Genomic DNA, 24,940 nt, shown 5'->3' with positions numbered 1-24,940 from the left:
CTTGCCCTTTTTCAGCTATTAATAGGGGATTGCACATCTAAGCCTAAATGGGAACGTAATGTGCTACCTTCATATTCAGCTCTGAATAACCCCCGCTCTACTAACATGGGAATAACGTCGCTAAAGAACAAATCCAAAGATTTCGCAGGTCCGCCTGGTATGGCAATAAAGCCATCCAATGCACCCTCTTCATAAAAAGTAACGATTTGATCGACAATATCCTGTGGTGTACCGATTGCTACAAGGTGGGCTGAGCCAATTACCTCTGGGCGTGCTAACAATACTGCGACTGTTGGTTCATTGTTTACAATATAACGACGTACCAAATCTGCATGTGTTTTACTACGTACTTGTTGATCTTTTGATGGCAGCATATCAATCGTTACCTGATCTTCAAGTGCCAAATGACGAACATCCATGCCAATCACAGATTCTAAAGCACTGTAGCGCCGCTCAAGTGTTAAATGTGCATGTGCTTGTCGGTGCATTTCGAGTGCTTCTTCATATGTATCCCCTATAAAGAAATAGAGTCCGGGTAATAAGCGAATATCGTCGGCTGAACGACCTACTTCTCTAGCCTGCTGACGCAAATCATTACGCATCTCAATACCCACCTCCATGACTGGTGTAGCCGCAAAAATCGCATTGGAAACAGTAGCCGCAAATTGCCGCCCAACATCCGACGCTCCTGCTTGGAAGAGTGGAATCTCTCCTGCTGGATGCATTGGGAGATTTAAGGGACCTTTTATATGGAAAAATTCTCCTTCATACTCAATTGGCTTAACAAGCTCTTTTATTTTCTCTAAATTCCCATCCATTTCTAATGTTTCATAGGGATAACTATGCCATAGCTGCTTGACCACCGCTGTACATTCTGCCGCTTTAGCATAACGCTCCTCGGAAGAAGGCATGGGCTCATTGCTGAAATTATGGGCGCCATCTATAGAGGTTACGATATTCCATCCAACTCGTCCTTCGCTAATCCAATTTAAGGACTGCAATTGACGCGCAATCAGATAAGGTGGCGTAAAGGATGTGGAAATCGTTGTTACTAAGCCAATCTGTTTCGTTTCTCTTGCCACCATCGCCATTAAAAAGTTAGGGTCTAAGCCAACTGTTCCTTTCATTTTAGCCATTAATTCTGGATGAGCTGTTAAATAATCCGCCTTAAATACAAAATCTAATTTCGCTGCTTCAGCACGCTGCGCAAATGCAATATGTTCTTCTATCAAGGCACCCTGTTTGCCATGATTACCGTAAACAGCTAAATGCATTCCAATAATAAGGTGTCTTTTCATTGCTACTCTCCTTCTTTTTAATTGATAACGATTATCATTTTCATAATAATCATTCATGGCAGAGATTGCAATGAATGTCTATTAAGTTTTTGAAGGTCCTCTAACAAATGAAAAATAAGCAACCAAACTAATATTTACTATAAAGTTAAATAAAGGTATTATTGAGATAATTCAAAAATATTTAAGCGGAGGAATCATGAGAAAATTTACCTCTTTATTTATAGTTACTCTTTTTATATTTCCAATTGGTGGAGCATCTTTTATAGAAGATCCTATACTCCAACCATCTATTCCGCCGAACCTTGGTGCTTCTGCTGAGGAATCTTATTCTACCCCCACAGCTGAAAAAAGTGATGATTCTCTTCTTACAACGTCTTCTACCTTTCCAACTGGTCAGGGTTCGATGAGCTTTAATTTTAAAGCACCTAGTAATGGCACTGATACAATTCAAATTTATGTGAAAAATAACAGCTCACAATCTATTAGGTTTATATTAACTGCACCTAATGGAACGGTTTGGATAGACGGAGAGATCATTAAATCTGGACAATCATTTACTTCAACTTACGAGTTGGATGCAAGTCAAGCTGGTCAATGGTTCATGAAATTTGATAATAATGATGGTTCTTCAATTACAGTAGATATAAATACAAGTTACGAAATTTAATATGGAGCTTCACCCTTTAGCTTTTTTCTATTCAAATAGGTGATGCAAAAATTTGTTTTTCCGTTGGGTCCCAGAGAACAATTCCAACATCCTGCTTCTGATCGATTACCCGAATGGTGATGGGGATATAGTCAAATAAAATTGTATTTATTTTTGTACTAGTGAGCTGTAACAAGCCAATTAATTCAATATCATTAACCAGTGGTACGTGTATTTCTAGATTAATATCTGTTAATTTGCCATCTTCATAACGAAGTTTTCCCATGATTTTAGGATTTAAATGTTTAAATCCACCTTGAATATCCTCTTTATAAATTAATAATTTATTATACATATTTTGGTCCAAACTATATAAAGCATCTGATGGGAATATATAATGCTTTTTATCTATATCAAACCATTTTGTTATGGTATCTGCATCTTTAGGAATAAAGGTTTCAGCTAAAAATATGCCTGGAATAATATCGTTTATATTAGATTCTTGATATAAAGTTAAATAAATAGGGACTCTCGGATATTTTTCATTTTTTCTAATATCCTCAAGAATCCTTTTAGCTACTTCCTTACCATAATTTTTAACATCGTTGATATCATCATCATTTTGGTCTACTTTCACTTGGCCTGTGTAAATTAAACCATTGGCATCGGAAACTCGTATATCATAAAATTCATTTAACGAGATCGCGATCGATAGTCCCTCTACTTTGTTATTTTCTTTATTAATAAAATTTTGTTCTAACACATGTGAGAGAATCAAAGGATACTTTTTTTCATCCTCTAGCACATTGTCACTTCTAGTTTCAATGGCTGGATTTAACCCAATACCTTCATCTGTTTTTCTACTTAACCATTGGCTGATCATTTTCTCTTCCAGATATTGACCTTCCTGCATATAAAACTTGTCAGTTGAGAAATGATTCACCGATAAATTCATGAGTCCTCTTTCAATTTCATTAATATTTAAAGCATTATTCATATTATTGATGATTGAACCTCTAGCAATATTGACTTTTGCAGGCTGTTGAATCTCATAGACCTCCTTTTTCTGTATCGATGAAATATATTTTTTCTCATTAGCAGTAACACTTTCGTCCTCACTACTACAAGATGCTAAAATCAATATTGGTGCGAATAAAAATAACATAAAGCTTCTTTTTTTCATTGCTATTTCTCCTTGCATACTATGTATCATTTGATAAATTATCTCATTCAACGATACCAAATTTACCAAAATAAAACATTACAAATTTACAAATCTCCCCATTTACCTATCATATGATCAAAAAAGACCTATGCTCGTTTTCTCGAACATAGGTCTTACTGCTTTCAACTGCTAATGAGTGGGTTTTTCACTACATTGGAGTGGCTCTCACACTTTTAAGAGCGGGTTTTCGCTTCTTTAGGAGCGGGTTCCCTCCTTCTTAGAGCGATTTATCCTCAATACTATTTGGCATTTTTATCGGGCTGGTGAATACCAAATACATTGCCTTCCGTATCAATATAATAGCCTTGCCATGCCATTCCTGGTAATGCGTACTTTGGCATGGCTACTTTGCCCCCGTTTTCAAGAATTTTTGCTTCCGTTACATCATAACTTTCAACACCCATTGTACAAGCAAAGCCATTCAACGCTTGGTTTGTTTCTGGTGGAGGCCCTTGGCGTTGCATTAAAGCACCGTTAATGCCAAGTTCACCATCTTCACCTGTCACGGCACCGAAGTAAGGCATGCCTGCATATTCACTCCAGTCCTGAAATGACCATCCAAAAACTTCCCCATAAAAATCCTTAGCCCGATCCATATCACTTACATGAATTTCAAAATGAACTAATCTCCCCATAGTATCCTCCTTAAAGATGAATGTATTTGATCATATTTACTATATATCATTTTTCTGAAGATTAAAATTAATAAATTATTTCTGCCATACCAACAACACGTTGGTTTATAGAGACTTATATGGAATCTCCCATCTATTATTCAATTCTATTATTTTTACAACTACAAAAAAGTGTGACTAGAAAATGAATTATTCTCTAATCACACACTATTAGGGCTAGTTATAATTGACTATATACCGAAATGGCATCGGCAATATTATATTGCTCCGTTCTAGGGCTGCCGTCCGCTCCTACTGTCACTAGCACATATTCTTGTCCATTTATAAGGGCTAAGCTTGCTAAACATAAGCCTGCATCTTCTGTATAGCCAGTTTTTCCACCTAAAATTTCCCCTCCTGGCAATGCACTTGACGTCATATGCTGAAACATGCGACTGGTAAAAGTAATGCCTTCCGGATGAAGGTTTGTTGATTTTATAGAATATCTTTCTGCTGTATAAACATTTCGAAAATCATCGTTTGTTAAGGCGTATTGTAAAAGTAAAGACATATCCTTTACAGTTGTATAATGATCTGAATGGTGGAGTCCAGTTGTATTCACAAAGTGCGTATTTTTCATGCCTAGCTGCTGCGCCTTTTCGTTCATCAGTTTCACAAATCCACGTTCTGACCCCGCAACATATTCAGCTAAACCTAGTGATGCCTCTGCACCTGATGGCAACATAGAGCCATACAACAAATCTTCTACTGTCAGCTTTTCATTTGGGAGAAAGCCCGCCACTGACGCATTTTCCTCTAATAAATCCCGAAAGATATGTTTAGGTAAAATGATTTCTTCTTGTAAATTGGAGATCTGCTCTATCGCGACTAGAACCGTCATCATTTTTGTCAAAGAAGCAGGATAAATCTTTTCCTCACTTTTTTTATCTAAAACAATTTGATTTTCATCCAAATTCACTAAAATTGCATTCGAACTGTACATATCAAGATCGAGCATATGCTGACTGGCTGTTTGTACTACTTTTGGTGCATGATCTATTTCCTGACGTAAAGTCATTGGCGATTCTTTCAATAGTAAATAAACGAAAATCAGTATGGATAAGAACAATAAACTCAATATACCTTTTCTCTTGAACATAAAAACAACTCCTTCTCTTTATGCTTTTATTCAACCATAAAAAAAGGAGCTTATTTTTAATTTACTATTAGTGAATTCTTAAGGTTTCTTAAGAATTGGTTGGAATCATCACGGTGAATACGGTTGTATCATTACTAGAAGTTGCGGTAATGGTTCCGCCATGGGCCTGTACAATTTCATTAGAAATGGCTAAACCAAGCCCAGCACCTCCTGTTTGGGTAGACCTTGCACTATCTAAGCGGTAAAACTTTTCAAATATCATTTTTAATTTTTCAGGAGGGATCGTCTTCCCTGTATTCGTAAACGAAATAAATGTCTGATTATTTTCGCTTTGCGCACTAATTTCAATTGTACTATTTGGATCACTGTAGGCAATTGCATTTTTTAAAATATTATTAAATACCCTTGCTATCTTATTACCGTCTGCATAGATAGTAATATCTTCATCTAATTTGACGATGGCTTTTTGACCCTTTGGTGCCAGCAATGGATAAAACTCGTCGGCCACTTGCATTAACATATGTTGTAAAGGAATAGAATCTTTCTCTAAAATGATGGATTGTAAATTAAACCTGGTTATTTCAAAAAATTCATTGATTAGTTGTTCCAGTCTATAAGATTTATCTAATGTAATCGTCACATATTTTTCTTTCTGCTCTACCGGCATATCCCTCGCTTCATCTAAAAGACTTAAGTAGCCAATAATGGATGTTAAAGGTGTTTTAATATCATGCGCTAAATAGACAACTAAATCATTCTTTCGTTGCTCAGCTTCTTGTGCATCCCTTGCACGCTTTTCTAATTTATATTTCACGTTATTTAATTTTTTTTCCAAAAAATCGAGTTCAGCTGGGAGCTCAATTTCCTTCCCTGACTCATCAGCAAGCATGGTAATACTTGAACTAATTTGATGAAAATATCGGGTAAATCGAGACAAGGCGATATAGAAAATAATCAATAATAATAAAATAAATCCTATCGCAAGCCAAAGCGATTTATTTTGTCGAAATAACACATGATAGGCATTGCTTGCAGCATAATAATCAAGTTGCAAGACATTTTCACAAAAAGCAATAAAAGCATCTGCAAAGGGAGCTTGTAAGACCCCATCAATAAATGCAAAATTAATAAAAAAGCCTATGATGCTAGCGATGACAAGTATCGAAATAATTTGTAGAACCATTTTCCTTTTCAGTTTGCCAAACTCATTTTTCAATGGTATACCCCACTCCCCAAACCGTTTTAATATACTTTGGGTTCTCCGCAGCATCCTTCATTTTTTCCCGTAAATGTCGAATGTGAACCATTACCGTGTTATTGCTGCTAAAGTACTTTTCCCCCCAAATTTCTTGGAATAATTGCTCTGAGCTAATAACTGTCCCTCGATTTGCACATAAATACCAAAGAATAGCGAACTCCGTAGGTGTAAGGGATATGGACCTTTCATTTAAAAAGACTTGTCGTGTGTTTTTATTAATCACCAAGCCAGCAAAATCAATGATATCTTCCTGTTGCTTCGAACCTTGGTTGTAGAAAGTAAACCTTCGTATTTGTGCCTTTACACGAGCAACCAACTCTAATGGACGAAATGGCTTTGTTATATAATCATCTGCTCCCAGAGAAAATCCATTTATTTTATCGATTTCTTCTTCCTTTGCCGTAAGCATTATCACTGGAAAATTTAGTGTTTCTCGGATTTTTCGTAAAATAGTAAACCCATCTATATCAGGCATCATAATATCCAGAACAGCTAAATCTACTTTCTCATGCTCAATACATGCCAAAGCCTCTTGAGCCGTATAAAACTTAAATACATGATAGTTTTCATTTTTTAAGTAAAGTTCTATTAAATCTGCAATTTCCTTTTCATCGTCAACAACTAATATATTCAACTGTATTGCCCTCTCCTTCTCCCCACTTGTTTTCCAATGATTTTTCACAGGCATTATAGCACTTACGCATGACTATATCTATTATTAGGGTAGTTAGATGAAAACATCTTTCCAGCTCTACTTTTAATAAGTTTATATTAACAAAATCATAGATAGCTTCATAATGAACTATTACTACATCAAAAATAAGCTTAGGTTATATCCCAAGCCTCGCATTTTCTGGTAATTAATTTGTTGGATTGATTGCTGTAGTAGTAGATTTTCGACTCATATCCTGTGTTACCACTCTACCTGCGTAATATAGCATTTGTTTATTTAATTTATTCTCTTTTACAGTTATACTGGTCGGTTTCACTTTGAGAACAAGCGTTTTGCTCCCTAAAGATGACTGATATTTTTCGATATGCTTTTTTGATAAAGGTGCTTGGTAATAATCTGGTACATATTTATCAAGCATTGCCTGCATAGCAGCAGTAGCTTCATTTAAATCAGTAACAAATTCCACCAAACCATTTGCTACTACACTTATATAAGCCGTATCAGTCTTAGCAGGAATAGGGTCTACCATTGTTCCATAATTTTCACTTATTGTGATACATGCATTCCGATTATTTGTTAGAATATCTATTTTTCTTCCTTCGTTGGCACCATGAAAATAAAAACTTCCGTCTTTGTAAACATAATTTAGCGGAATAACATATGGCATATGTTGATCTACCAAACCAAGAAATGCAGTTTGTGCGCCTTCTAATAATTGTTTAATTTGTTTTTCATCTGTACAAGCTCTATTTATCATCCGAATATCTGTTACCATTATCATTCCCCCTATCCTCTTCTAAAAAGGAGTCTACAGCAGTATTGCACGTTAAAAAAGGGACAGTTTGATGAAAGGGCATGGGTACAAGGTAAAAATACTAGTTTATCAAAAGCCCATACTATTTTCTTAGAAGTTCTCTAGTTCTACAAATGAATGTCATATATTGAATGATTTCTTCTCCAAATTTTCACCTACATTACGATAGAATAGTTTAAGTTGCGCAACAATCATAATGCTAATGACTACAAGTAAAAACCATGAACTGATTTTACCAAAATGAACAATCGACCAAGACACCTCTTGATTTGGATAGGACCATGCTCCAAAGAAAGTTGCAATATTTTCAGCAATCCAAATGAAAAAGCCAATCAAAAAGAACGATACAACGATGGGCATTTTAAAGACTTTGTTCCGTACTGTAAATTTTACAACAGTACGATAAAACACAATAAATAGTAGTGCCATTAACAGCCATCTAAAATCATAAATAAAATGGTGTGTGAAAAAATTCAAGTAGATAATGGCTCCAAGTGGAATAGCTACATAACTTTTTGGCCAGCTTACAATTTTTAAATCAAACCTACGCCAAGCTTGGCAAATATAACTTGCTACACTCGCATACATAAATCCGCTATATAAAGGCACACCCCCTATTTTTGTCCACGCCTCTTCAGGATATGACCATGAATTGAAATTCACTTTATATAGTTCGAGCACGAGCCCAATAATGTGAAACAAGCAAATGACTTTTATTTCATCCTTTGTTTCTAAACCAAATTTATACATCAAGTACTGAGTCAATAGACAGATTGCCAGAATAAAGTCATATCTTCCTACCCCAGGTATTTGAATGGCTTTAGAGAGTGCAAGTGTAGCAAATATTACAACGGGAAAAATACAAGATAATGATTGATGATACGTAAAGACTCCTAAGTCTTTAATAAAATTCTTCAACATGAATCCACCTCAAATGAACTTGTTCATAATTAAATTGCTTCTTGTATGAAGAATAAATGATAAATTATCTTATTTCAATATTTATTTATCGAAAAACAATAAATTTTTTCTCTTATTATTGGAACTATTCTTTGTTAAATACGTCTTTGTTGTTGCTTATCTATGAAGAAAAGAGTAGCCATGTAAGTAGCTACTCTTTGATATTAAAGATATATTTTTTGATTTAATTTTAATTGGACTTCTTGTTGGTTTATTTCTAAATTCGTCACTTTTTTCACTTTTAAATAATAAACGATATAACAACCAATGAAGAATGCTCCACCACAGTAGAGTGCTAAACGTTGAGCTGGATCAAAAGCCAAGCTTGCCATAACAATACAGTTCGCTAATAAACCTAAAATAGGGATCACTGGATACAGTGGCGCTTTGAATTTTAAATCCTCTACTTTTCCTCCTTGGCGTATATAGGAGCGTCTAAATGCAATTTGAGATGCTGTAATAGCAATCCAACCAATTTGTGCACCTAAGCCTGCTAGAGATAATAACCACACAAAGACTGTATTAGCAGCAAATACACTTGACAGTAAAGACAGACCTGCTACAGCGAGTGTGATTAGTAATGCATTCATTGGGATACCTCTTTTATTAACTTTCCCTAAAACGGGACTTGCCATCTTTTCGACAGATAGTGAGAACAGCATACGTGTTGCAGCATAAAGACCCGAGTTTGCGACAGATAATAAGGCTGTTAGGATAACAAAATTCATAATATCTGCTGCATATGGAATACCGATGCTATCTAATACGACTACAAATGGACTTTCCACCACCCCTGCTTTATCCATTGGTATCATTGCTGCAAGTACAAATACGGATAACACAAAGAAGAACAGCGTACGCCAAACAGTTTGCTTAATAGATTTAGGGATAGTCTTTTCAGGATTTTCACTCTCCCCAGCAGCAATACCAATCAATTCTGTACCCTGGAATGAAAAATTCACGGTAATCATTGTAATAAGCAGTGCTGTTACACCATTAGGAAACAATCCACCCTCATAAAAATGAGTAAGGAATGGGGCATTTGTTCCATCTTTCATATCGATTAGCCCAAACATAGCTGCTCCACCAACCGCAAGGAACATAATAATTGCCAATATCTTAATGCTGGAGAAGACAAATTCTGCTTCACCAAATGCTTTTGCTGATAAACCATTCAATACAAAGAGTAGTGCTGCAAATATTAGGCACCACATCCATACTGGTGAATCAGGAAACCATCTTTGCATTAGTTGTCCAGCCCCTAAAAACTCAAGAGCAACAGTTACTGCCCAACCTAGCCAGTATAGCCATCCAACGGCAAAACCAGTAGCAGGACCGATAAATTTCGTTGTGTACGTTTGGAATGAACCTGATACCGGCATAGCAACAGACAATTCACCCAAACATAGCATTGTTAAATACATAACTGCTCCGCCTACTAAGTAAGCTAGGATGGCACCAGTTGGCCCAGCTTGGTTAATCGTGTAGCCTGATCCAAGAAAGAAACCAGTTCCAATACATCCGCCAAGTGAAATCATAAATAAGTGTCTTGCTTTCATACTTCTTTTTAATTCATATTGTTCTGCTGCCATAAAAAACTCCTTACATTCATTATCTGTGTAAGCACTTTCTTTTTTTCGTACAAAACAGATAACAATCTAAAATTTGAATGTTAATAGATAAACTGTTTTATATATTTTATGAACTGTCAATTTTCTGACAAAATAAAGGCTATTGAATAGCTAAATTGTATTGTAAACTTACTATAGGGAGAGCTATTTTCTTATAGTTGGTTGTCGCGACCTAATTTTTTAAGAAAAGTTCTTCCTTCTGGGATACAAAATGACTTCTATTCATGGCTTAAAGTAATGTATCGCCAAATAGTGAGCTGATTAAAGCTACCGCAGCAATAGCCGTTTTATTGTATTGATCTAATACAGGGTTTGTCTCAACAAATTCTGCTGAAGTAATAATATTTGCTTCTGACAGCATTTCCATAGCTAAATGACTTTCACGATAGCTAATACCACCTGCTACTGGCGTGCCTACACCTGGTGCATCATTTGGATCCAGTCCATCTAAATCTAATGATAGGTGAACACCGTCTGTGCGCTCCTTTAAATAGTCAATCGTTTCTGACATTACTTTCGTCATTCCTAAACGATCAATTTCATGCATCGTGTATACTTTAATACCAATTTCCTTAATAAGCTTTTTTTCTCCAGGATCTAAATCTCGAGCACCAATGATAACAACGTTTTCAGGCTTTACCTTTGGAGCATAGCCTCCGATATTTGTAAGTGCTGGATGTCCAAGGCCCAAGCTTACAGCTAAAGACATGCCATGGATATTTCCTGAAGGAGATGTTTCACCAGTATTTAAATCGCCATGGGCATCATACCAAATGACACCTAGATTCTCATAATGCTTGGAAACTCCTGCTAATGTTCCAATAGCAATACTATGGTCTCCACCTAAAACTAAAGGAAAACGGTTTAAAGAAATTTCATGGTCTACTTTTTGGCCTAGCTTCTCGTTACTTTCTGTGACAGTTTTTAAATTTTTTAAGTTTGTCTTTCCTTCTGCGTCTTTATCTTCGTGTACGAAGTCAATAGTTAAATCCCCTTCGTCGTAAATCGAATAACCAAGTCTCTCAAGTCGTTCAGTTACCCCCGCATATCTGATAGCACTTGGTCCCATGTCTACGCCTCTTCTTGTTTGACCTAAATCCATGGGCACCCCAATAATTGTCACTTCTTTATTCATGATGTTTTCTCCTCTCCAATAATTACTTTCACAGTATAAAGAAATTGCAACATTGACTCAACTCGACATTATTTTAAATTTTTATACAGTTTAAATTATTAAAAACATAGATTTATTCTTGTATAAACGATTGCATAAACGCTATTTCAATGCATAACAAAACATTTTTTTCCTTTTTAATGCGTATTTTTGTAAAAAATTACTAAACAAAATATTAAAACTGTTCTTTTTTTATAGTTTTTTCCGAAAATTTTGACGGTAATTTTATCTATAAATGCAATATGTTAATAAATATTTTCCAAAATCATTCAATTATTCTTCTTTTTTACGGCAAAAAAAAAGCCTTACTACAATAGTAATAAGGCTTTTCAATTGCCTATTTTAATAATCGCACAATACTACTCAAACAGGTTTCTTTATAAAATTTATGTTGTTCTTCTAAATCGCAGGTTAACCACTGAATTAATGAACCATCAATCATTGCCCTCATCATTTTTGCATAGGTTAAGGAATCAATGTCTGAACTAAAGACACCTTCTCTTTTTCCTAATTCAATAATTTCTTGTCCAATTCCCCAGCAATTCTCATAAAATTTTAAGTTAATTCTTTTGTACTCTTCATTGCTATTTGCCTGAGCTAAAAAGTCTAAATAAACCCTGTAAAATTTTTTATTTTCTATAGGCGATACAAATACAGCATTTAAGTAGGCATGAAGCTTGTCTATAGCTGTTTGATGCTTGCCTATTTCCTGTATTTCATAGCTGTAGATTTTGTTCGTAGTGGATTCAAGTAATTCTAATAAAATGTTTTGTTTGCTTGTAAAGTAGTAGTGAACTACCCCTTTTGAGACACTGGCATGATTGGCTATGTCTTGTAGTGTAACCTTATCATAACCTAATTGTGAAACAGCGTTAAAGGCTGCTTTCATAATCTGTTTTTTACGTTCTTCCTCTTTCTTTTTCATAGGAGCCTCCGATGACTTGATAGAAGTTATTATACATGAAGAGTAGCAACAATCCAATTTTATGTTGACCAGTCAGAATAATTTTGATACTGTTTAATGGAATAAAATTGTAGGGGGACGTTTACGATGACGGCAGAAAATTTTAGTGCGTTAGTAGTCAATAAAGATGATGCATTTACAGTGAAAGTGAACAAGTTAACTTTAGAAGATCTACCAAAGGGTGAGGTATTAATTAAAGTTAGTTATTCAGGTATTAATTATAAAGATAGTCTTGCCTCTATTCCTGATGGTAAAATCGTTACGTCTTATCCTTTTGTTCCTGGCATTGATTTAGCTGGGACTGTTGTTTCTTCTGAGGATTCTCGCTTTAAAATTGGTGACGAGGTCATTGCGACTAGCTATGAAATAGGTGTTTCCCATTTTGGTGGCTTTAGTGAATATGCCCGCATCCCAGCGCAATGGATTGTCCCGCTTCCAAAAGGACTTTCCCTTAAAGAGGCTATGGTAATTGGTACTGCAGGATTTACAGCTGCATTATCTGTTCAAAAGTTAGAGGAAAATGGTATTCATCCTGAAAAGGGGAAAATTCTTGTGACAGGGGCTACAGGAGGTGTAGGTAGCTTTGCTGTATCTATTCTTTCAACACTGGGTTATCAAGTTGAAGCGAGCACAGGAAAAGAATCTGAACATGAATATTTACAATCACTCGGGGCTACTACAATAGTAAATCGTGAAGAGGTTTATGATGGAAAAATTAAAGCATTAGGCAAACAAAAATGGGCTGCTGCTGTTGATTCTGTTGGTGGAGAGCCACTTGCCTCATTATTAAGCCAAATTCAATATGGTGGGGCTGTTGCATGTAGTGGTTTAACGGCAGGTACACAGCTTCCTACAAGTGTATTTCCCTTCATTTTAAGAGGCGTGAGTTTACTTGGAGTTGATTCTGTTTATTGCCCAATGGACATTCGATTAAACATTTGGCATCGACTAGCGACTGATTTCAAACCAGCAAACCTTAATGATTTTATTCAGCAAGAGGTAACACTCCAACAACTTCCTGATGTTTTACCTATTTTACTGAAGGGTCAAGCAAGAGGTAGAATCCTTGTTGCATTATAAGGAGTTTAATTAAGCTTCCTTCTTTATTCTATTTCCCAGAAAATAATTCTAGATGGCAAATAACAACATACAGCTACTACGCAAAGCGAGCGTGGTAGCTTTTTTTATTGTTGACATCTCCCTGACATAAAAGCGCTTTATAGTAGCTCATGAACAACCCACTTGTTTCCTTTAGACAAATTTAGGCAACAAAGCTTGTCTAAATTTGTACTAACAAGCATACCAATAGAGTATGTAGGCAGTATTCTGGGAATTCAATACTATAATTAATACTTTGGAGATGATCGTATGAAGCGAGCACATATTAATGAATTAGCTATTACACGGGCTTTAGCCATTCTAGCTGTTCTTCTTATTCATTCTACTAGTACACCTGTAACGACTTTATCTAGTGACTCAAAATTATATCCATTTTATGTATTTTTCAATATCTCCCCTAAATTCGCTGTCCCTGCTTTTATTTTTTTAAGTGGCTTTGTATTATTTTACAATTATATACAAAAGGATTTAACAAAGGAGCTTATCATTCATTTTTATAAAAAAAGAGTGACCCAAATACTCATTCCTTATCTCTTTTTTTCTATTTTTTATTATGCAGCGATGCAATTTTATGTGACACATGATTTAGTAGACACATGGCGTTCTCTATTTAGTATCGAATTTCTAGAAAAACTTTTATTAGGCAAAGCGTATACGCATCTATACTATATTTTTATTATTGTTCAATTCTATCTTATGTTCCCATTATTCCTATATATTTTAAAGAAAAAACCAGCACTATCTCCTTATTTAATTTGGATTGGGTTCGTTCTTCAATGGGTCTTTATTCTATTAAACGCTGAGTTATGGCAGTATCCCTATAGAGGGAGTATCGCTTTTTCCTATCTCTTTTATTTCTTAGCAGGGGCATTTTTAGGAATTTATTTTGAAAAATACAAAGGATGGCTTCAACTAAAAAAAGAAAATTTTCCTATCAAGATACTTTTTGTGTGGTGCATATGGCTAATTTCTACTATATATAATGTTTATTTATATTACTTTGTTTATACATCACAAACCTATATAGTGAACAGCACAATATTTGAGCTAGTTTTTCAGCTACAATCTTTAACAGCCTGTATTGTCTTATTACAGCTTTCTTTCTGGATCTATGATAAATGGAACCATGCTTTTGTAAATGGCTTAATCAATCTAGGAACAGTATCATTTGGCGTCTATCTATTGCATCCATTTTTCCTTTTCCTTTATAGACAATTAAGTACTGGTGGTAATAGTATAATCTATCACCTATGGAGCATTGGTGGCTTTATCTTTGCTCTATTCGTCACATGGATGGTCGTGCTATTGATGGGCAGATTCTTTAAATATCATTGGATTGCCTTTGGACCTATCCCGAGCAAATTCCCTTACAAATAGCCGTTCAATATACACAGCCAGTCGTCGATTTGTTTCCGTCAACTGGCTGTGTATATTTAGTTGAGAACCTGTTATTTTGTGCTTACCGTTACTGAAATACTAGTGTTTTTTCTGTGGTGCATTATTAAATAAGAAGAAACTAATTAAAAAGGCCCTGTGGAAGTCTACCAAGGGGTTTCATAGTGTTAAAAAAACAATCAATAAAAAGTGAAAATGAATTTCCGTTGCAGGCTACTTACTTTCCTGTGGGCGAGCGCCGAATTGCTTCCTCCGCTACCACTCCGTTTAGCGTTTTGCCTGTCTTGCTATCCCTCGGGAGTCAAGTTGCCCTCCCCCACAAAAGTGTTACCTTTTTAGCAAAGGTTTTCAAATAAAGTGAAGGTTTATGAAGAGGTGTTGTCACGCATCACTTCTCTACATTGAAAATAAAAACCTATCCTTTTTCTAATCATGCAAATCATGGGCTATTTTGATCGCTCTGCTAGTATGAAAAATAAGGAAAAAACACTTTTGCAGAATGGTTGATTGGAGTGGAGCCAGCGTCACTCCTAGGGGATTTAACGTCTCAGAGGAGACCCTGGAGCGAACACAGCGGCTCATCGGACGCCCCCTGGAAAGGACGCTGGCGGAACGGAAATCAACCTCTCGCAGGTCTTTCTCTCCTATTAGCATGATCTTATTTAAACACTAAAAAAGCCCTGTGGAAATCTCCACAGGGCTTTTCAATGAACGATTTAATTATTTTGCAATAGAACCGTCTTTTACTTTGTTGTTATTAGCATCAACTAGGTTTGTTGATTTGAATTCAACTACAATGCTGTCAGTTAATGCATAGTCAGCTTTAGTTGTCGCAGTAAGTTTACCACCAGCTACTGTAATAGAAGCAAGTTCTACAGTTGATCCTGCAATTTTAACAGTAACACCTGTTGGAGCAGCTTGATCAGCAATATTTTCAGAGAAATCTACTGTAAATGTTTTGCTATCTACTGCAGTTACTTTAGTAGCAACAGGAACAATATTTTCTTTAAGTGCTACTTGAGTTGTCACTTTTCCACCTTTAAGCGTGTTACCTTTTGTATCTACTACATTGCTAGCTTCAAGTACATAATTACCATTAGCTGTGATAGAACCTTCTGGTAAAGTGAATCTTACTTTCTTAGTACCATCTACAAACTGAAGTTGCGTACCTGCAGGAAGTTCTTTTCCTCCAAGTGTGTAGTTAGCAGCATTTGTAGCTGTTGCAGTCACATCTTTAGCATACTCAACTGTGAATACGTTATTGTCAGTTACAACAACTGGAGTAGCGCCGAATACTAATGAATCTGTTGGTGTTTCAGGTGTAGCTTCAAATACGCCTGTTGTTACATTGAAAGTAACAGTATCAGCAGTTACATTACCAGCTAAATCTGTTACTGCTTTAGCAGATAACTCGAAAGTGTATGTTGAATTGCTATCTAGATCAATGTCAACTTTTACAGTGTTTTTCTCTGCACCCTCGATTTTACCGTTACCATCTACATCGAAACCTGCATCTGCTTTTACTGCTATTTCTTTTCCAGTAGTGTAAGCAATACCATTTTGTGTTTTAACAGTTAATTTTCCTTCTACTTTTACTGGCTCACTAAAAGTAAGGTATAATGCATCAACGTCTGTAGTAGCATTTACATCATCAGCTACTAACATTTTAGTAGCAGTAGAAACAAGTGTAGCAGGTGTTAAATCTTTTGAAAGAATAGCATTGAACTCAAATGCATCACCTGCATTACCAGCTAAATCTTTTTGTCCTTCTACTTTAATGTTTGTATTAATGAATGTAGCTGTACCTAAAGCAGATTTAGCATCAATAGTGAATACAGTTTTATCCTCTGTATCTTTAATATCAGCATCTGTTAAATAGAATACAGTTGATCCTACTGTTACTTTTGCATATTCTTTAGTCTCTGCATCTGCATTAAGATTTTGTTTCATTAATTCTTCAGAGAAATCAAACGTAATTTCTGTACCATTCACTGCTGTAGAAACAGTTGGTTTTGAATTATCAACGTCTGCTTTCAAAACTGTGAAGTTAACTGCGATAGGATTTGCGATATTATTAGCGAAGTCAGTTGCACCAACAATGTCTACTTTGTAAGATTGTTCTGCTGTTAATCCAGTAATTGTTAATTTCTTACCAGACAAAGTATAGCGATCTTTTGATAGTTCTGTACCATTTAAGCTGATTGTTCCTTCACTTTGTACTGGCTCGTCGAAAGTGATAACAGCTGTAGTACCTTTAGCTTCTACAGAATTAACGCTTACAGGAGTCGTATCTGCAAATGTGATTAATTTGTTGAACTCTTCAGTTAGAACTTTAGCATCTGCTTTTGTTTTAATTGGTTTTACAGTTACTTTACCATTTGTTAATTTTACTTCTTTATCAGTTGTTAACGTAACTGTCATACCGTCTTCAGATACTACTGCGTTAGTGATTGCTACACCTTCAACAGCATATTTTGTTGTGATTGCTGCATCTTTTGCATCAATAGCTGTGTTAAATTTCACTTCAAGTTCTTTTGCATTAAGCCCTTTTACAGCTTCTACAGCTGGTGTTACTTCTTGAACTGCATCAATCGTACGTTTTACCATTGTAGCGAATTCTTCGCGGCTAATTTTATCTTGTGGTGCTAATAAAGAGCCTTTACCATTGATTACACCATTTTCTACAGCTGTTTCTAAGTAAGATACAGCCCATTTAGAAGCTTTAGAAGCATCTGCAAATTGGCTAAGATCTGCTTTACCTGTTAATTGGTAGCCCTGAACGATGACTTTAGCAGCTTGTTCTCTTGTTAATTGAGCTTTAGGCTCAAATTTACCATTGCCCATACCATCAAATAATTCTGGTGAAGTTGCAAGTACTGCATTATAGAACCAATCATTTTCACTAACATCAGAAAAATCTTCAGTACCAGAAGCTTTTAAATCTAATGCTTTTGATAAGATTTCAGCCGCTTCTGCACGAGTAAGTGTACCAGCTGGGTTGAAGTTTCCTTTTTCATCCCCTTGGATGAAGCCTTTATCAGTTAAAAATTGAACAGCTTCTTTTGCCCAAGATGAAATGCTAGCTGCATCTTGAAATTCCGCAGCTGATGCTACTGGTACGATTGCTGATGCTACAAGTGCTGCTGTAGCTGTAGTTGCGAAAAATTTACGACCTTTGTTTTGTTTTGTCATAGTATATTCCTCCAGAATTTTAATAAATTATATTATTCTGTGAGAACAATATTATCGCGCTATTTAATTATAAAATTATAAAAATATGTATAAATCGTTCCCACAAATAATAATTCAACCAATTATATGTAAAGCAATCTTCTAAATTTTTCATGATTAAATATCCCAATCAAACTGTAATTTGCTTTACAAGACAATAATATAACTTCATTACCAATAAATAAACGCTAAAAATAAGGTAATTTTAATACTGCATTGGTTATATAGGGAATCTTTTCATAAAAAATTTCTATAATTTAGAAATACTATAACCTTTAACGGCAAAAGTAGCTGTTTCAATTAAATTTACAAATAATTCCTTTTTTAATCTAATCCGATTTCATTATTTTTTCGATATAATGATATACAGAATCATAAATTTTTATCCTCCTGAAATTACATCTACGATTCTATTATCCATTTATGCCTCGTTAGAAATATTCAATTGAGTATCTGAATGCTTTGATTGCAAATTCTTCATTTACCACATTATCCTATCTTCCATAAAGAAATAGATTGCCTTAGCTGAATCTAATAATAAAAAGAAACGGATTGGGGAAATACTTATTTCCCCATCCGTTTTATAATTTTGATCATAAAAGCACATCAAGCAGTACTTACTTTGAAAGATCAAGACTTAATGAGATCTACTAACAACAGACCAAACCTGTTCAAACAAATGTAGATGGTCCCCCTGATTCCACCGTTCAGCAAAATAAGGATTATGGAAGTAAGTAAAAGCTACAATAACCGCCATTCCCTTATTTTCCCAACCACTAATTTCTTCAACTTTTCTAGCAAGATGCTGGAGATGATCTTTAATTAAATCTTTATTTGTTTCTATATAATTTGTATACAACAGAAACATTTTTTGATGATTTTGATACAGATTTCTTTTTGTGACGTGAAGAAGCCATAGCCAATCATGTAAAGCGATTTCCGCATCAACGCCTTTTTTAGGACTCCATTCAAACAAATCTTTAGAAGTATTATCCAACCACTTAAGTGCAAGCTTTTGGAGCAAATCGTCCTTATTCTTATAGTGTTTATAAAGCGCAGCATGTGTTACGCCTAGCATCTTTGCAATATCTGATAATGTTGTTTTATTTATACCTTTGCTTAAAATAATTGCTTCAGCCGTAGAAAAAATCTTCTCTTCTGAAAGAATAGCCATTAAATATACTCCTTTCGCTTCTCATAGTTACATTTTGTTGACAATGTAACTATAACATGTGTAATATACAATAACAAAGTTACAAAATTAAAAAATTGTAACTTTTAATAACAGGTTGTGGAGGATGAATTTTATGGTGAAAGAAATGTATAAACGTGTTGCTTTGGTATTAGGCGGATCTGGAGGGATAGGACGTACTGTTGTAGCAAAATTAGCACAAGAAGATTATGCAGTTGGCGTTCACTTTTCTTCAAGTGAATCAAAGGCTAACGAATTAGTTGAAGAAATATTAGCTGATAAAGGACATGCTATAGGTGTGGGAGGTGATGTAGCAAATGAAATAGAAATGAGTATGGCTTTTGATCAAGTAGAAAACGCTTTTGGTGGTATAGATGTCGTGATAAATACAGCAGGAATCATGTTACTTAGTCCAATTGCAGATTTGAATTTAAATGATTTAGATAAAATGCATCGCACAAACATCAGAGGTACATTTGTTATCTCACAATTAGCTGCACAACGAGTAAGGAGAGGTGGCTCCATAATTAATTTCTCTACCTCTGTTACTCGTAGCCAATTCCCAAACTATGGTGCTTATGTAGCAAGTAAAGCAGCTGTTGAATCTATTTCAATGATTCTAGCTCGTGAATTAAGAGGAAAAGATATAACTGTTAATGCAATAGCTCCTGGACCAACGGCAACACCTTTGTTCTTCCATGGAAAAGATGAAAAACAGATTCATAATTTAGCAAATGCTGTACCATTAGAAAGACTAGGAGAACCTAGGGATATTTCAGAAGTTGTTTCTTTTTTAGCAGGACCAGCACGTTGGGTAAATGGACAAGTAATCTTCGTAAATGGTGGTTTAGCTTAATAACGAATTGTTACCAAGGTAAATACCCCTTTAGATTAATCTAAAGGGGTAAGATAAAAAATCATCTATCTCTTTTTGTTATTCTGGTAATGCCTACATGACCTTAGGCTCCACAAGCATAATATGGCATTCCTTTTCAGCAAAGGGCATGTGTTCCGCTCCTCCAGGAACAATAAACATCTCACCTTTGGATATTTTCACCTGACCATCCCGAAAAGCAATAAACATCTCCCCTTCGAGCACAATAAATACCTTATCAGCCCCTTGATGTTCATGCCATATAAAATCCCCAGCAATCTTCACCACTTTGAATTGAAAATCGTGTATTTCACCAATAACTTTCGGTGACCAAAGCTCCTTTAATTCGGATAATTTCTCATTTATATTGATAACTTGATCTTGCATATTCATCTCTCCTTATTTACTTTTGGAAAAGGTTTTTCCTATTATTCGTCCTTTTGTAAGGCTTCTGTTATATTTTGCAAAGCGTACTCGATAGCTAATGGACCTCCTGTAATAGCGGAAGTATCCATTAAATGAATATTACCTTTTTTTACGGCATTCATATTATTCCAGACATTGCTTTGATTTAACTCACTCATTAATGCTTCCTTTTTTGTAATATCACCGATAAGGAAAATATGGTCTGCTTGAATAGTTGAGATGCCTTCAAATGCAGCGAATTGATTATTATTCCCCTTAAATGTATGATCTGGTGTTAGACCCAAGCCCTTTTCTTTATCGAAAGCAAGTGTATAAACAGGGTTATCTTCACCAAGAACATTAAACGTTTTTCCGTCCCAAGACAAAATAAGCGCTACAGACTCTCCTTGAATTGACTTTAATGCTTCACGTCCTGTTGAGATATCTTTCATCATTTTATCAATTACTTTTTCCGCCTCATCGTCTTTTCCGATAATCTTGGCTACTGTGCGAAGTCCATATTGCCAGTCTTCGTAGATGTCCTGTGATTGCAACGTAATGACTGGGGCGATTTTTTCTAGGGATTCATACAATTTTTCATGATGTTCTGTTGCTAAAATATAATCAGGACCAATCGATAGCGTTTTTTCAATACTAGGAGACAATTTATCGCCTAATTCCTCTGTTGAAACTAGCTTACCGTTTAAATAAGACAAAGTGGATAAATATTCTTTATCAGTAGAAGCTGCAGGTGGCTCACCTAATGCAACTAAAATTTCAGGGTAAAAATACCATAATGAAACAATTTTTTCTGGTTCTTTCTCGATGACAAATTCCTTACCTAGGGCATCTTTAATGGTTCTAGGCCACGCAGTTTCTTCTACATTAGCTGCTGATGAAGATATGTCTTCTGTAGTTAACCCCTTACTTTCAGCAGGCGATTTATGACAACCTCCCAATATACCTGCTAGTAGTAGCATTAAAAATAGCAGTCCATTAATCTTTTGCATTGAAATTCCTCCAACATAAAATCTCTGATATACACTTAGTATAGTAAAGTCATGTTTGGCGGAGAATGGATGCTTGGTGAACTTAGCATGGATTATTGATGAACTTATCTCGATATTCAGTAGGAGAGATACCATATTGCTTCTTGAATACTCTACTAAAATAAAAGGGGTCAGTAATTCCCACCGTTTCTGCAATTTGTTGTACAGGCACATCACTTGTAAATAGCATTTTTTGAGCCATGTTTATACGATAGTTTAATAAATATTCTGCTGGACCCATCCCTGCATGCTTTCTAAATATATAAGATAGTCGATTTCGATTAACGTTATATTGTTCGGCAAGAGAGGTAATGGAAAGGCTTTGATAATAGTTTTCATGAATATAAGTAGTTATTCGTTCGAATAGAGTGTGTGACGCACAGCTATTTTGTCGATTAGCCACACATAATAATGCTTCATTCAGTACATCACGAAATAGCATTTCTGTCTGAAACATTGATATACCTCCACGCTGATTATATACATGCCATAGACGCATAATTAACTCGATTAGACGAGGAGATTGTCCTATCGGTAATTCAAAATGCTGATGTGAAAAGCTTGTCTCTGCTAAATTCTCCGTACATATCCTGTACAAAACCAGAATATATTCCCAATTTGCATCATCAAAATTTTTTTGATTTAGTTTCATTTTCGCTCCCCCGTGTACAACTTTTCCTGGTGAAAAGATGTAAGGGGTGCCATTAAATTGAAATTCTATTTTTCCACAAAGGGGAAAAACAAATCCTGGAAAAGAATCTGTATAATCAGCGAAAGGTACACCTGTATTTCTAGAATATCGATAGATTCCTTTTACTTGGAAAGGAGTGTTTGCTAAATGCTCTGCAAGCTGATTTACGTCGATTTTCATACTTATATACCTCATTTCAATAATAATTTGTTTAGTCCTCGGTAGTTGGGTTGAATTATAGTTTTCATCTTATTCATTACCAAAAATATAAAAAGGTAGGGATGACGGCTCTCGCCTACCCCTACCTTATCGATAACGATTATCATTGTCAATTAAGTTGAAGCCTCCCTCTTATACCCAAAGATCCATCAACCTCACTCATTTCATTTCCCTATCTTTTATCCTCTTCCTAAAAGCAATTTCTTGCAAATCATCTCTCTTTCTCTTGAGAAAGATTTTATTTGGAAGGCTTCTGAAAGCCTTTGATTCTCAGATAAAGCTACTGCTTGTAACAATTTTTCTTCATAAGTTTGTACAAAATGATCAAGCGTCGGACTGGTTACTTTCAGGACTTTCGCAATATGGAGACTTGAAACTATACCTTTGCTCAACATTATAGATTGAAGTATCAATTTTGTAATCAACACTTCGATGAACGTCGAAATGTTTATATTTTACAATGAGTCTGACAGTGAAAACATTTATGGGAGGAACTAAAAATGAAAATAATGCAACAAATGCCAAATACAAAAATAATAAATCCTAAAATTTTATATTATGGATTTCCTGTAATTTTACTAAGTACGTTAAATGAGGATGGAACAGTAAATATTAGCCCTTTATCTTCTTCTTGGGTATTAGGAGACTGCATTATCTTAGGGATTGGTCTTGGAGGAAAGGCAATTGAAAACTTAGAACATCATCCTGAATGTGTCATAAATATCCCAGACCCCTCTCTCTGGGAAAACGTGGAACAGTTAGCTCCTTACACAGGAAAAAATCCAGTTCCAGATTTTAAGAAACAGATCGGTTTTACATTTAGAAAAGAGAAATGTGATATTAGTTGCTTAACACCTATTGGGTCTACAACGGTTATTCCTACTCGAATTATGGAGTGTCCTATTCAAATCGAAGCAAAGGTAAAACATATACGTATTCCAGATTATTCTCCTAATTTTGCTATCGTTGAGACCCAAACGACACAAGTACATGCCCATGAAGAAATAATTATTGACGAAAATCATATTGATCCAAATAAATGGAGTCCACTAATTTATAATTTTCGTCATTATTTTGGTTTGGGTAGCAGCCTTGGAAATAACTTCCGCTCTGAGATCTGAACATTGGGATTAAAACATATGGTTCACAAAAAAGACCAGGTTCTCATTTGAGCGCCTGGTTATTTGTTAATAATTAGGTCTATAATAATATGCTTGCTGCTCATACGCACTAAATACTTCACTATTAAGCAATACAATAATTAAATCTGTTTTTTTCCATTTAGAAATGAAAAATCTTTCTTAGAACATTCACTTTATCTCTTTCATAAATTCTCTAAAGTCTTCAACGATTTCTTTTGCTTTTGTACGATATAAGAAATGATCCCCTTCAAATGTCATCACTTTCCCATGGACAGAATTAGCTATTTGTTTTTTATGCTCTGGTATCCATCTGTCCGTTACTGGATGCTTCTCTTGTATAAACAAAATAACTGGAAGATTTTTAGGAAATATTAAACTTTCAGCCGCTTTAAAGTTAGCATACATCATTTCAGCTTCATTTAACTGGCTGAGATTATACATATTTTTGAGCTTAAGAATTTTCAGTTGTTCTTTTGTTTTCTCATCATAGGGTAGTTCGACATATGGGTCATCACTAAGCTTCACCTGCAATCTAGCTAAACCTGATTTTTTTAGTAGTTTTAAAGTAGTTATTACTGAAGGTTCAATCTTTCTTTCACTTATTGTTGGAACACTACTATCCAGCCCGACAAATGCACTTACTTCGTTTGGATATTTGTTCACATAATCCAATCCGTAAAGGCCTGAAATGGAGTGGCCCATTAGAATATAACGCTCAATTTGAAGGCGCTGTAATGCTTCATGGATTTCACTAACAATATTCTCAGTGCTTCTTTCTTTTTCGGTAAGAGCACTTAATCCATAACCAAAAGGTTCTATGACCACAACCTTGTAAAATGGAGATAATTCATCTACTAGTAGTTGAAAATCAAGTGCTGGTGCTGCTGTTCCATAACCAGGTAAGAGTACGACGGTTTCTTCTCCTTCTCCCTGGATAAAGACATTCATTTTTTTCCCATCTACGGTGACAGACTGACCATAAGTTTCTAGTTTTCCTTGCTCCATTTTGCTACAAACAATATCAACAAGGAAAACAACCGCTAATAAAAGTAATATGGCTATAATTAAACCTACTACTATTTTACTTATAAAGGTTATCGTTTTTTTCATTATTTTGGCACGAGGGTATAGAACAGCAAGCGATAACTGTGTTTTCCTTTCTTCTCGTGCCACACCTCCCTTTCATACTCTTCTCCCTATCAATCTA

Annotated in this window: 24 protein-coding genes; 6 read left to right on the top strand and 18 right to left on the bottom strand. The window is 35.2% G+C overall.

Annotated features, from left to right (window positions below; all coding sequences use genetic code 11):
- Positions 1-11 precede the first annotated feature (11 nt).
- A complete protein-coding gene (locus NYE73_RS06645; protein ID WP_259950124.1) occupies positions 12-1,274 on the bottom strand; it encodes an NtaA/DmoA family FMN-dependent monooxygenase in 1,263 nt (420 codons plus the stop codon).
- 220 nt (positions 1,275-1,494) lie between these two features.
- Here NYE73_RS06645 and NYE73_RS06640 point away from each other — a divergent pair, with 220 nt between their 5' ends.
- A complete protein-coding gene (locus NYE73_RS06640) occupies positions 1,495-1,965 on the top strand; it encodes a hypothetical protein (RefSeq protein WP_054550673.1) in 471 nt (156 codons plus the stop codon).
- A 31-nt stretch (positions 1,966-1,996) separates the two neighbouring features.
- Here NYE73_RS06640 and NYE73_RS06635 read toward each other — a convergent pair whose 3' ends face one another.
- The 10 genes from NYE73_RS06635 to NYE73_RS06590 form a co-directional block, all read right to left on the bottom strand.
- The gene (locus NYE73_RS06635; protein ID WP_259949978.1) at positions 1,997-3,127 is read right to left on the bottom strand and encodes a CamS family sex pheromone protein; all 1,131 of its coding nucleotides are present in this window, start codon (positions 3,125-3,127) and stop codon (positions 1,997-1,999) included.
- Positions 3,128-3,408: 281 nt separating this feature from the next.
- Positions 3,409-3,804: a VOC family protein gene (locus NYE73_RS06630; protein ID WP_048389675.1), complete on the bottom strand. Its 396-nt coding sequence runs from the start codon at positions 3,802-3,804 to the stop codon at positions 3,409-3,411.
- A gap of 220 nt (positions 3,805-4,024) precedes the next feature.
- Positions 4,025-4,942 carry a D-alanyl-D-alanine carboxypeptidase family protein gene (locus NYE73_RS06625; protein WP_259949977.1) on the bottom strand — a complete coding sequence of 306 codons (918 nt, stop codon included), beginning with the start codon at positions 4,940-4,942 and terminating at the stop codon, positions 4,025-4,027.
- An 88-nt stretch (positions 4,943-5,030) separates the two neighbouring features.
- A complete protein-coding gene (locus tag NYE73_RS06620; RefSeq protein WP_054550669.1) occupies positions 5,031-6,212 on the bottom strand; it encodes a sensor histidine kinase in 1,182 nt (393 codons plus the stop codon).
- The gene (gene vanR, locus NYE73_RS06615; RefSeq protein WP_199768326.1) at positions 6,148-6,840 is read right to left on the bottom strand and encodes a VanR-ABDEGLN family response regulator transcription factor; all 693 of its coding nucleotides are present in this window, start codon (positions 6,838-6,840) and stop codon (positions 6,148-6,150) included. The genes NYE73_RS06620 and vanR overlap by 65 nt, the downstream gene beginning before the upstream one ends.
- A gap of 220 nt (positions 6,841-7,060) precedes the next feature.
- Complete coding sequence (locus NYE73_RS06610) at positions 7,061-7,648, bottom strand: pyridoxamine 5'-phosphate oxidase family protein (RefSeq protein ID WP_066038246.1); 588 nt, start codon at positions 7,646-7,648, stop codon at positions 7,061-7,063.
- A 159-nt stretch (positions 7,649-7,807) separates the two neighbouring features.
- Positions 7,808-8,608: a DUF817 domain-containing protein gene (locus NYE73_RS06605; RefSeq protein WP_054550667.1), complete on the bottom strand. Its 801-nt coding sequence runs from the start codon at positions 8,606-8,608 to the stop codon at positions 7,808-7,810.
- A 203-nt stretch (positions 8,609-8,811) separates the two neighbouring features.
- A complete protein-coding gene (locus NYE73_RS06600) occupies positions 8,812-10,239 on the bottom strand; it encodes an amino acid permease (RefSeq protein ID WP_004232450.1) in 1,428 nt (475 codons plus the stop codon).
- Positions 10,240-10,507: 268 nt separating this feature from the next.
- Positions 10,508-11,413 carry an arginase gene (gene rocF, locus NYE73_RS06595; RefSeq protein WP_048389666.1) on the bottom strand — a complete coding sequence of 302 codons (906 nt, stop codon included), beginning with the start codon at positions 11,411-11,413 and terminating at the stop codon, positions 10,508-10,510.
- A 376-nt stretch (positions 11,414-11,789) separates the two neighbouring features.
- On the bottom strand, positions 11,790-12,377 hold the full coding sequence (locus tag NYE73_RS06590) for a TetR/AcrR family transcriptional regulator (RefSeq protein ID WP_259949972.1): 588 nt from the start codon (positions 12,375-12,377) through the stop codon (positions 11,790-11,792).
- 126 nt (positions 12,378-12,503) lie between these two features.
- Between NYE73_RS06590 and NYE73_RS06585 the strand changes: the two genes are divergently transcribed.
- The 3 genes from NYE73_RS06585 (at position 12,504) to NYE73_RS06575 (ending at position 15,286) form a co-directional block, all read left to right on the top strand.
- A complete protein-coding gene (locus NYE73_RS06585) occupies positions 12,504-13,496 on the top strand; it encodes an NADPH:quinone oxidoreductase family protein (RefSeq protein WP_048389661.1) in 993 nt (330 codons plus the stop codon).
- A gap of 288 nt (positions 13,497-13,784) precedes the next feature.
- Positions 13,785-14,912 carry an acyltransferase gene (locus NYE73_RS06580; protein WP_259949968.1) on the top strand — a complete coding sequence of 376 codons (1,128 nt, stop codon included), beginning with the start codon at positions 13,785-13,787 and terminating at the stop codon, positions 14,910-14,912.
- A gap of 182 nt (positions 14,913-15,094) precedes the next feature.
- A complete protein-coding gene (locus tag NYE73_RS06575) occupies positions 15,095-15,286 on the top strand; it encodes a hypothetical protein (RefSeq protein ID WP_081011054.1) in 192 nt (63 codons plus the stop codon).
- 364 nt (positions 15,287-15,650) lie between these two features.
- Here the strand turns inward: NYE73_RS06575 and NYE73_RS06570 are convergent, their stop codons facing one another.
- Both NYE73_RS06570 and NYE73_RS06565 read right to left on the bottom strand, forming a co-directional pair.
- Positions 15,651-18,122, bottom strand: a complete 2,472-nt coding sequence (locus NYE73_RS06570) for an S-layer homology domain-containing protein (protein ID WP_259949967.1) — start codon at positions 18,120-18,122, stop codon at positions 15,651-15,653.
- Between the two features lie 676 nt (positions 18,123-18,798).
- Positions 18,799-19,335, bottom strand: a complete 537-nt coding sequence (locus tag NYE73_RS06565; protein ID WP_259949964.1) for a TetR/AcrR family transcriptional regulator — start codon at positions 19,333-19,335, stop codon at positions 18,799-18,801.
- A 133-nt stretch (positions 19,336-19,468) separates the two neighbouring features.
- On the opposite strand from NYE73_RS06565, the gene NYE73_RS06560 reads away from it, so the two are divergent.
- Complete coding sequence (locus NYE73_RS06560; protein WP_259949962.1) at positions 19,469-20,209, top strand: SDR family oxidoreductase; 741 nt, start codon at positions 19,469-19,471, stop codon at positions 20,207-20,209.
- A gap of 93 nt (positions 20,210-20,302) precedes the next feature.
- On the opposite strand, the gene NYE73_RS06555 is transcribed toward NYE73_RS06560, so the two are convergent.
- The 4 genes from NYE73_RS06555 to NYE73_RS06540 all read right to left on the bottom strand — a co-directional run bounded on the left by NYE73_RS06555 (position 20,303) and on the right by NYE73_RS06540 (position 22,986).
- Positions 20,303-20,614, bottom strand: coding sequence for a cupin domain-containing protein (locus tag NYE73_RS06555; protein ID WP_054550660.1), 312 nt, complete (start codon positions 20,612-20,614; stop codon positions 20,303-20,305).
- Positions 20,615-20,655: 41 nt separating this feature from the next.
- On the bottom strand, positions 20,656-21,642 hold the full coding sequence (locus NYE73_RS06550) for an ABC transporter substrate-binding protein (RefSeq protein WP_259949961.1): 987 nt from the start codon (positions 21,640-21,642) through the stop codon (positions 20,656-20,658).
- A gap of 82 nt (positions 21,643-21,724) precedes the next feature.
- Positions 21,725-22,552 (bottom strand): helix-turn-helix transcriptional regulator, encoded by an 828-nt coding sequence (locus NYE73_RS06545; protein WP_259949960.1) that lies wholly within the window; start codon positions 22,550-22,552, stop codon positions 21,725-21,727.
- A 218-nt stretch (positions 22,553-22,770) separates the two neighbouring features.
- Positions 22,771-22,986, bottom strand: coding sequence for an opine metallophore biosynthesis dehydrogenase (locus NYE73_RS06540; protein WP_259950122.1), 216 nt, complete (start codon positions 22,984-22,986; stop codon positions 22,771-22,773).
- A 105-nt stretch (positions 22,987-23,091) separates the two neighbouring features.
- On the opposite strand from NYE73_RS06540, the gene NYE73_RS06535 reads away from it, so the two are divergent.
- Positions 23,092-23,712 carry a flavin reductase family protein gene (locus NYE73_RS06535; protein WP_259949959.1) on the top strand — a complete coding sequence of 207 codons (621 nt, stop codon included), beginning with the start codon at positions 23,092-23,094 and terminating at the stop codon, positions 23,710-23,712.
- A gap of 189 nt (positions 23,713-23,901) precedes the next feature.
- Here NYE73_RS06535 and NYE73_RS06530 read toward each other — a convergent pair whose 3' ends face one another.
- Entirely contained in the window at positions 23,902-24,843 is a 942-nt protein-coding gene (locus tag NYE73_RS06530) for an alpha/beta fold hydrolase (protein ID WP_259950120.1), read from the bottom strand.
- Positions 24,844-24,940 lie beyond the last annotated feature (97 nt).

The organism is Lysinibacillus sp. FSL K6-0102 (genome assembly GCF_038003545.1).
GTDB classification, from domain to species: Bacteria; Bacillota; Bacilli; order Bacillales_A; family Planococcaceae; genus Lysinibacillus; species Lysinibacillus capsici.
This window is presented reverse-complemented; position numbering and strand designations above follow the sequence as displayed.

Excerpts from the sequence above, each read along its gene's own strand:
- NYE73_RS06645 (WP_259950124.1), bottom strand. The coding sequence starts at position 1,274 with ATGCATTTAGCTGTTTACGGTAATCATGGCAAACAGGGTGCCTTGATA.
- NYE73_RS06640 (WP_054550673.1), top strand. The coding sequence starts at position 1,495 with ATGAGAAAATTTACCTCTTTATTTATAGTTACTCTTTTTATATTTCCA.
- NYE73_RS06635 (WP_259949978.1), bottom strand. The coding sequence starts at position 3,127 with ATGAAAAAAAGAAGCTTTATGTTATTTTTATTCGCACCAATATTGATT.
- NYE73_RS06630 (WP_048389675.1), bottom strand. The coding sequence starts at position 3,804 with ATGGGGAGATTAGTTCATTTTGAAATTCATGTAAGTGATATGGATCGG.
- NYE73_RS06625 (WP_259949977.1), bottom strand. The coding sequence starts at position 4,942 with ATGTTCAAGAGAAAAGGTATATTGAGTTTATTGTTCTTATCCATACTG.
- NYE73_RS06620 (WP_054550669.1), bottom strand. The coding sequence starts at position 6,212 with ATGCTGCGGAGAACCCAAAGTATATTAAAACGGTTTGGGGAGTGGGGT.
- NYE73_RS06610 (WP_066038246.1), bottom strand. The coding sequence starts at position 7,648 with ATGGTAACAGATATTCGGATGATAAATAGAGCTTGTACAGATGAAAAA.
- NYE73_RS06605 (WP_054550667.1), bottom strand. The coding sequence starts at position 8,608 with ATGTTGAAGAATTTTATTAAAGACTTAGGAGTCTTTACGTATCATCAA.
- NYE73_RS06600 (WP_004232450.1), bottom strand. The coding sequence starts at position 10,239 with ATGGCAGCAGAACAATATGAATTAAAAAGAAGTATGAAAGCAAGACAC.
- rocF (WP_048389666.1), bottom strand. The coding sequence starts at position 11,413 with ATGAATAAAGAAGTGACAATTATTGGGGTGCCCATGGATTTAGGTCAA.
- NYE73_RS06590 (WP_259949972.1), bottom strand. The coding sequence starts at position 12,377 with ATGAAAAAGAAAGAGGAAGAACGTAAAAAACAGATTATGAAAGCAGCC.
- NYE73_RS06585 (WP_048389661.1), top strand. The coding sequence starts at position 12,504 with ATGACGGCAGAAAATTTTAGTGCGTTAGTAGTCAATAAAGATGATGCA.
- NYE73_RS06580 (WP_259949968.1), top strand. The coding sequence starts at position 13,785 with ATGAAGCGAGCACATATTAATGAATTAGCTATTACACGGGCTTTAGCC.
- NYE73_RS06570 (WP_259949967.1), bottom strand. The coding sequence starts at position 18,122 with ATGACAAAACAAAACAAAGGTCGTAAATTTTTCGCAACTACAGCTACA.
- NYE73_RS06565 (WP_259949964.1), bottom strand. The coding sequence starts at position 19,335 with ATGGCTATTCTTTCAGAAGAGAAGATTTTTTCTACGGCTGAAGCAATT.
- NYE73_RS06560 (WP_259949962.1), top strand. The coding sequence starts at position 19,469 with ATGGTGAAAGAAATGTATAAACGTGTTGCTTTGGTATTAGGCGGATCT.
- NYE73_RS06555 (WP_054550660.1), bottom strand. The coding sequence starts at position 20,614 with ATGCAAGATCAAGTTATCAATATAAATGAGAAATTATCCGAATTAAAG.
- NYE73_RS06550 (WP_259949961.1), bottom strand. The coding sequence starts at position 21,642 with ATGCAAAAGATTAATGGACTGCTATTTTTAATGCTACTACTAGCAGGT.
- NYE73_RS06545 (WP_259949960.1), bottom strand. The coding sequence starts at position 22,552 with ATGAAAATCGACGTAAATCAGCTTGCAGAGCATTTAGCAAACACTCCT.
- NYE73_RS06540 (WP_259950122.1), bottom strand. The coding sequence starts at position 22,986 with ATGTTGAGCAAAGGTATAGTTTCAAGTCTCCATATTGCGAAAGTCCTG.
- NYE73_RS06535 (WP_259949959.1), top strand. The coding sequence starts at position 23,092 with ATGAAAATAATGCAACAAATGCCAAATACAAAAATAATAAATCCTAAA.
- NYE73_RS06530 (WP_259950120.1), bottom strand. The coding sequence starts at position 24,843 with ATGAAAAAAACGATAACCTTTATAAGTAAAATAGTAGTAGGTTTAATT.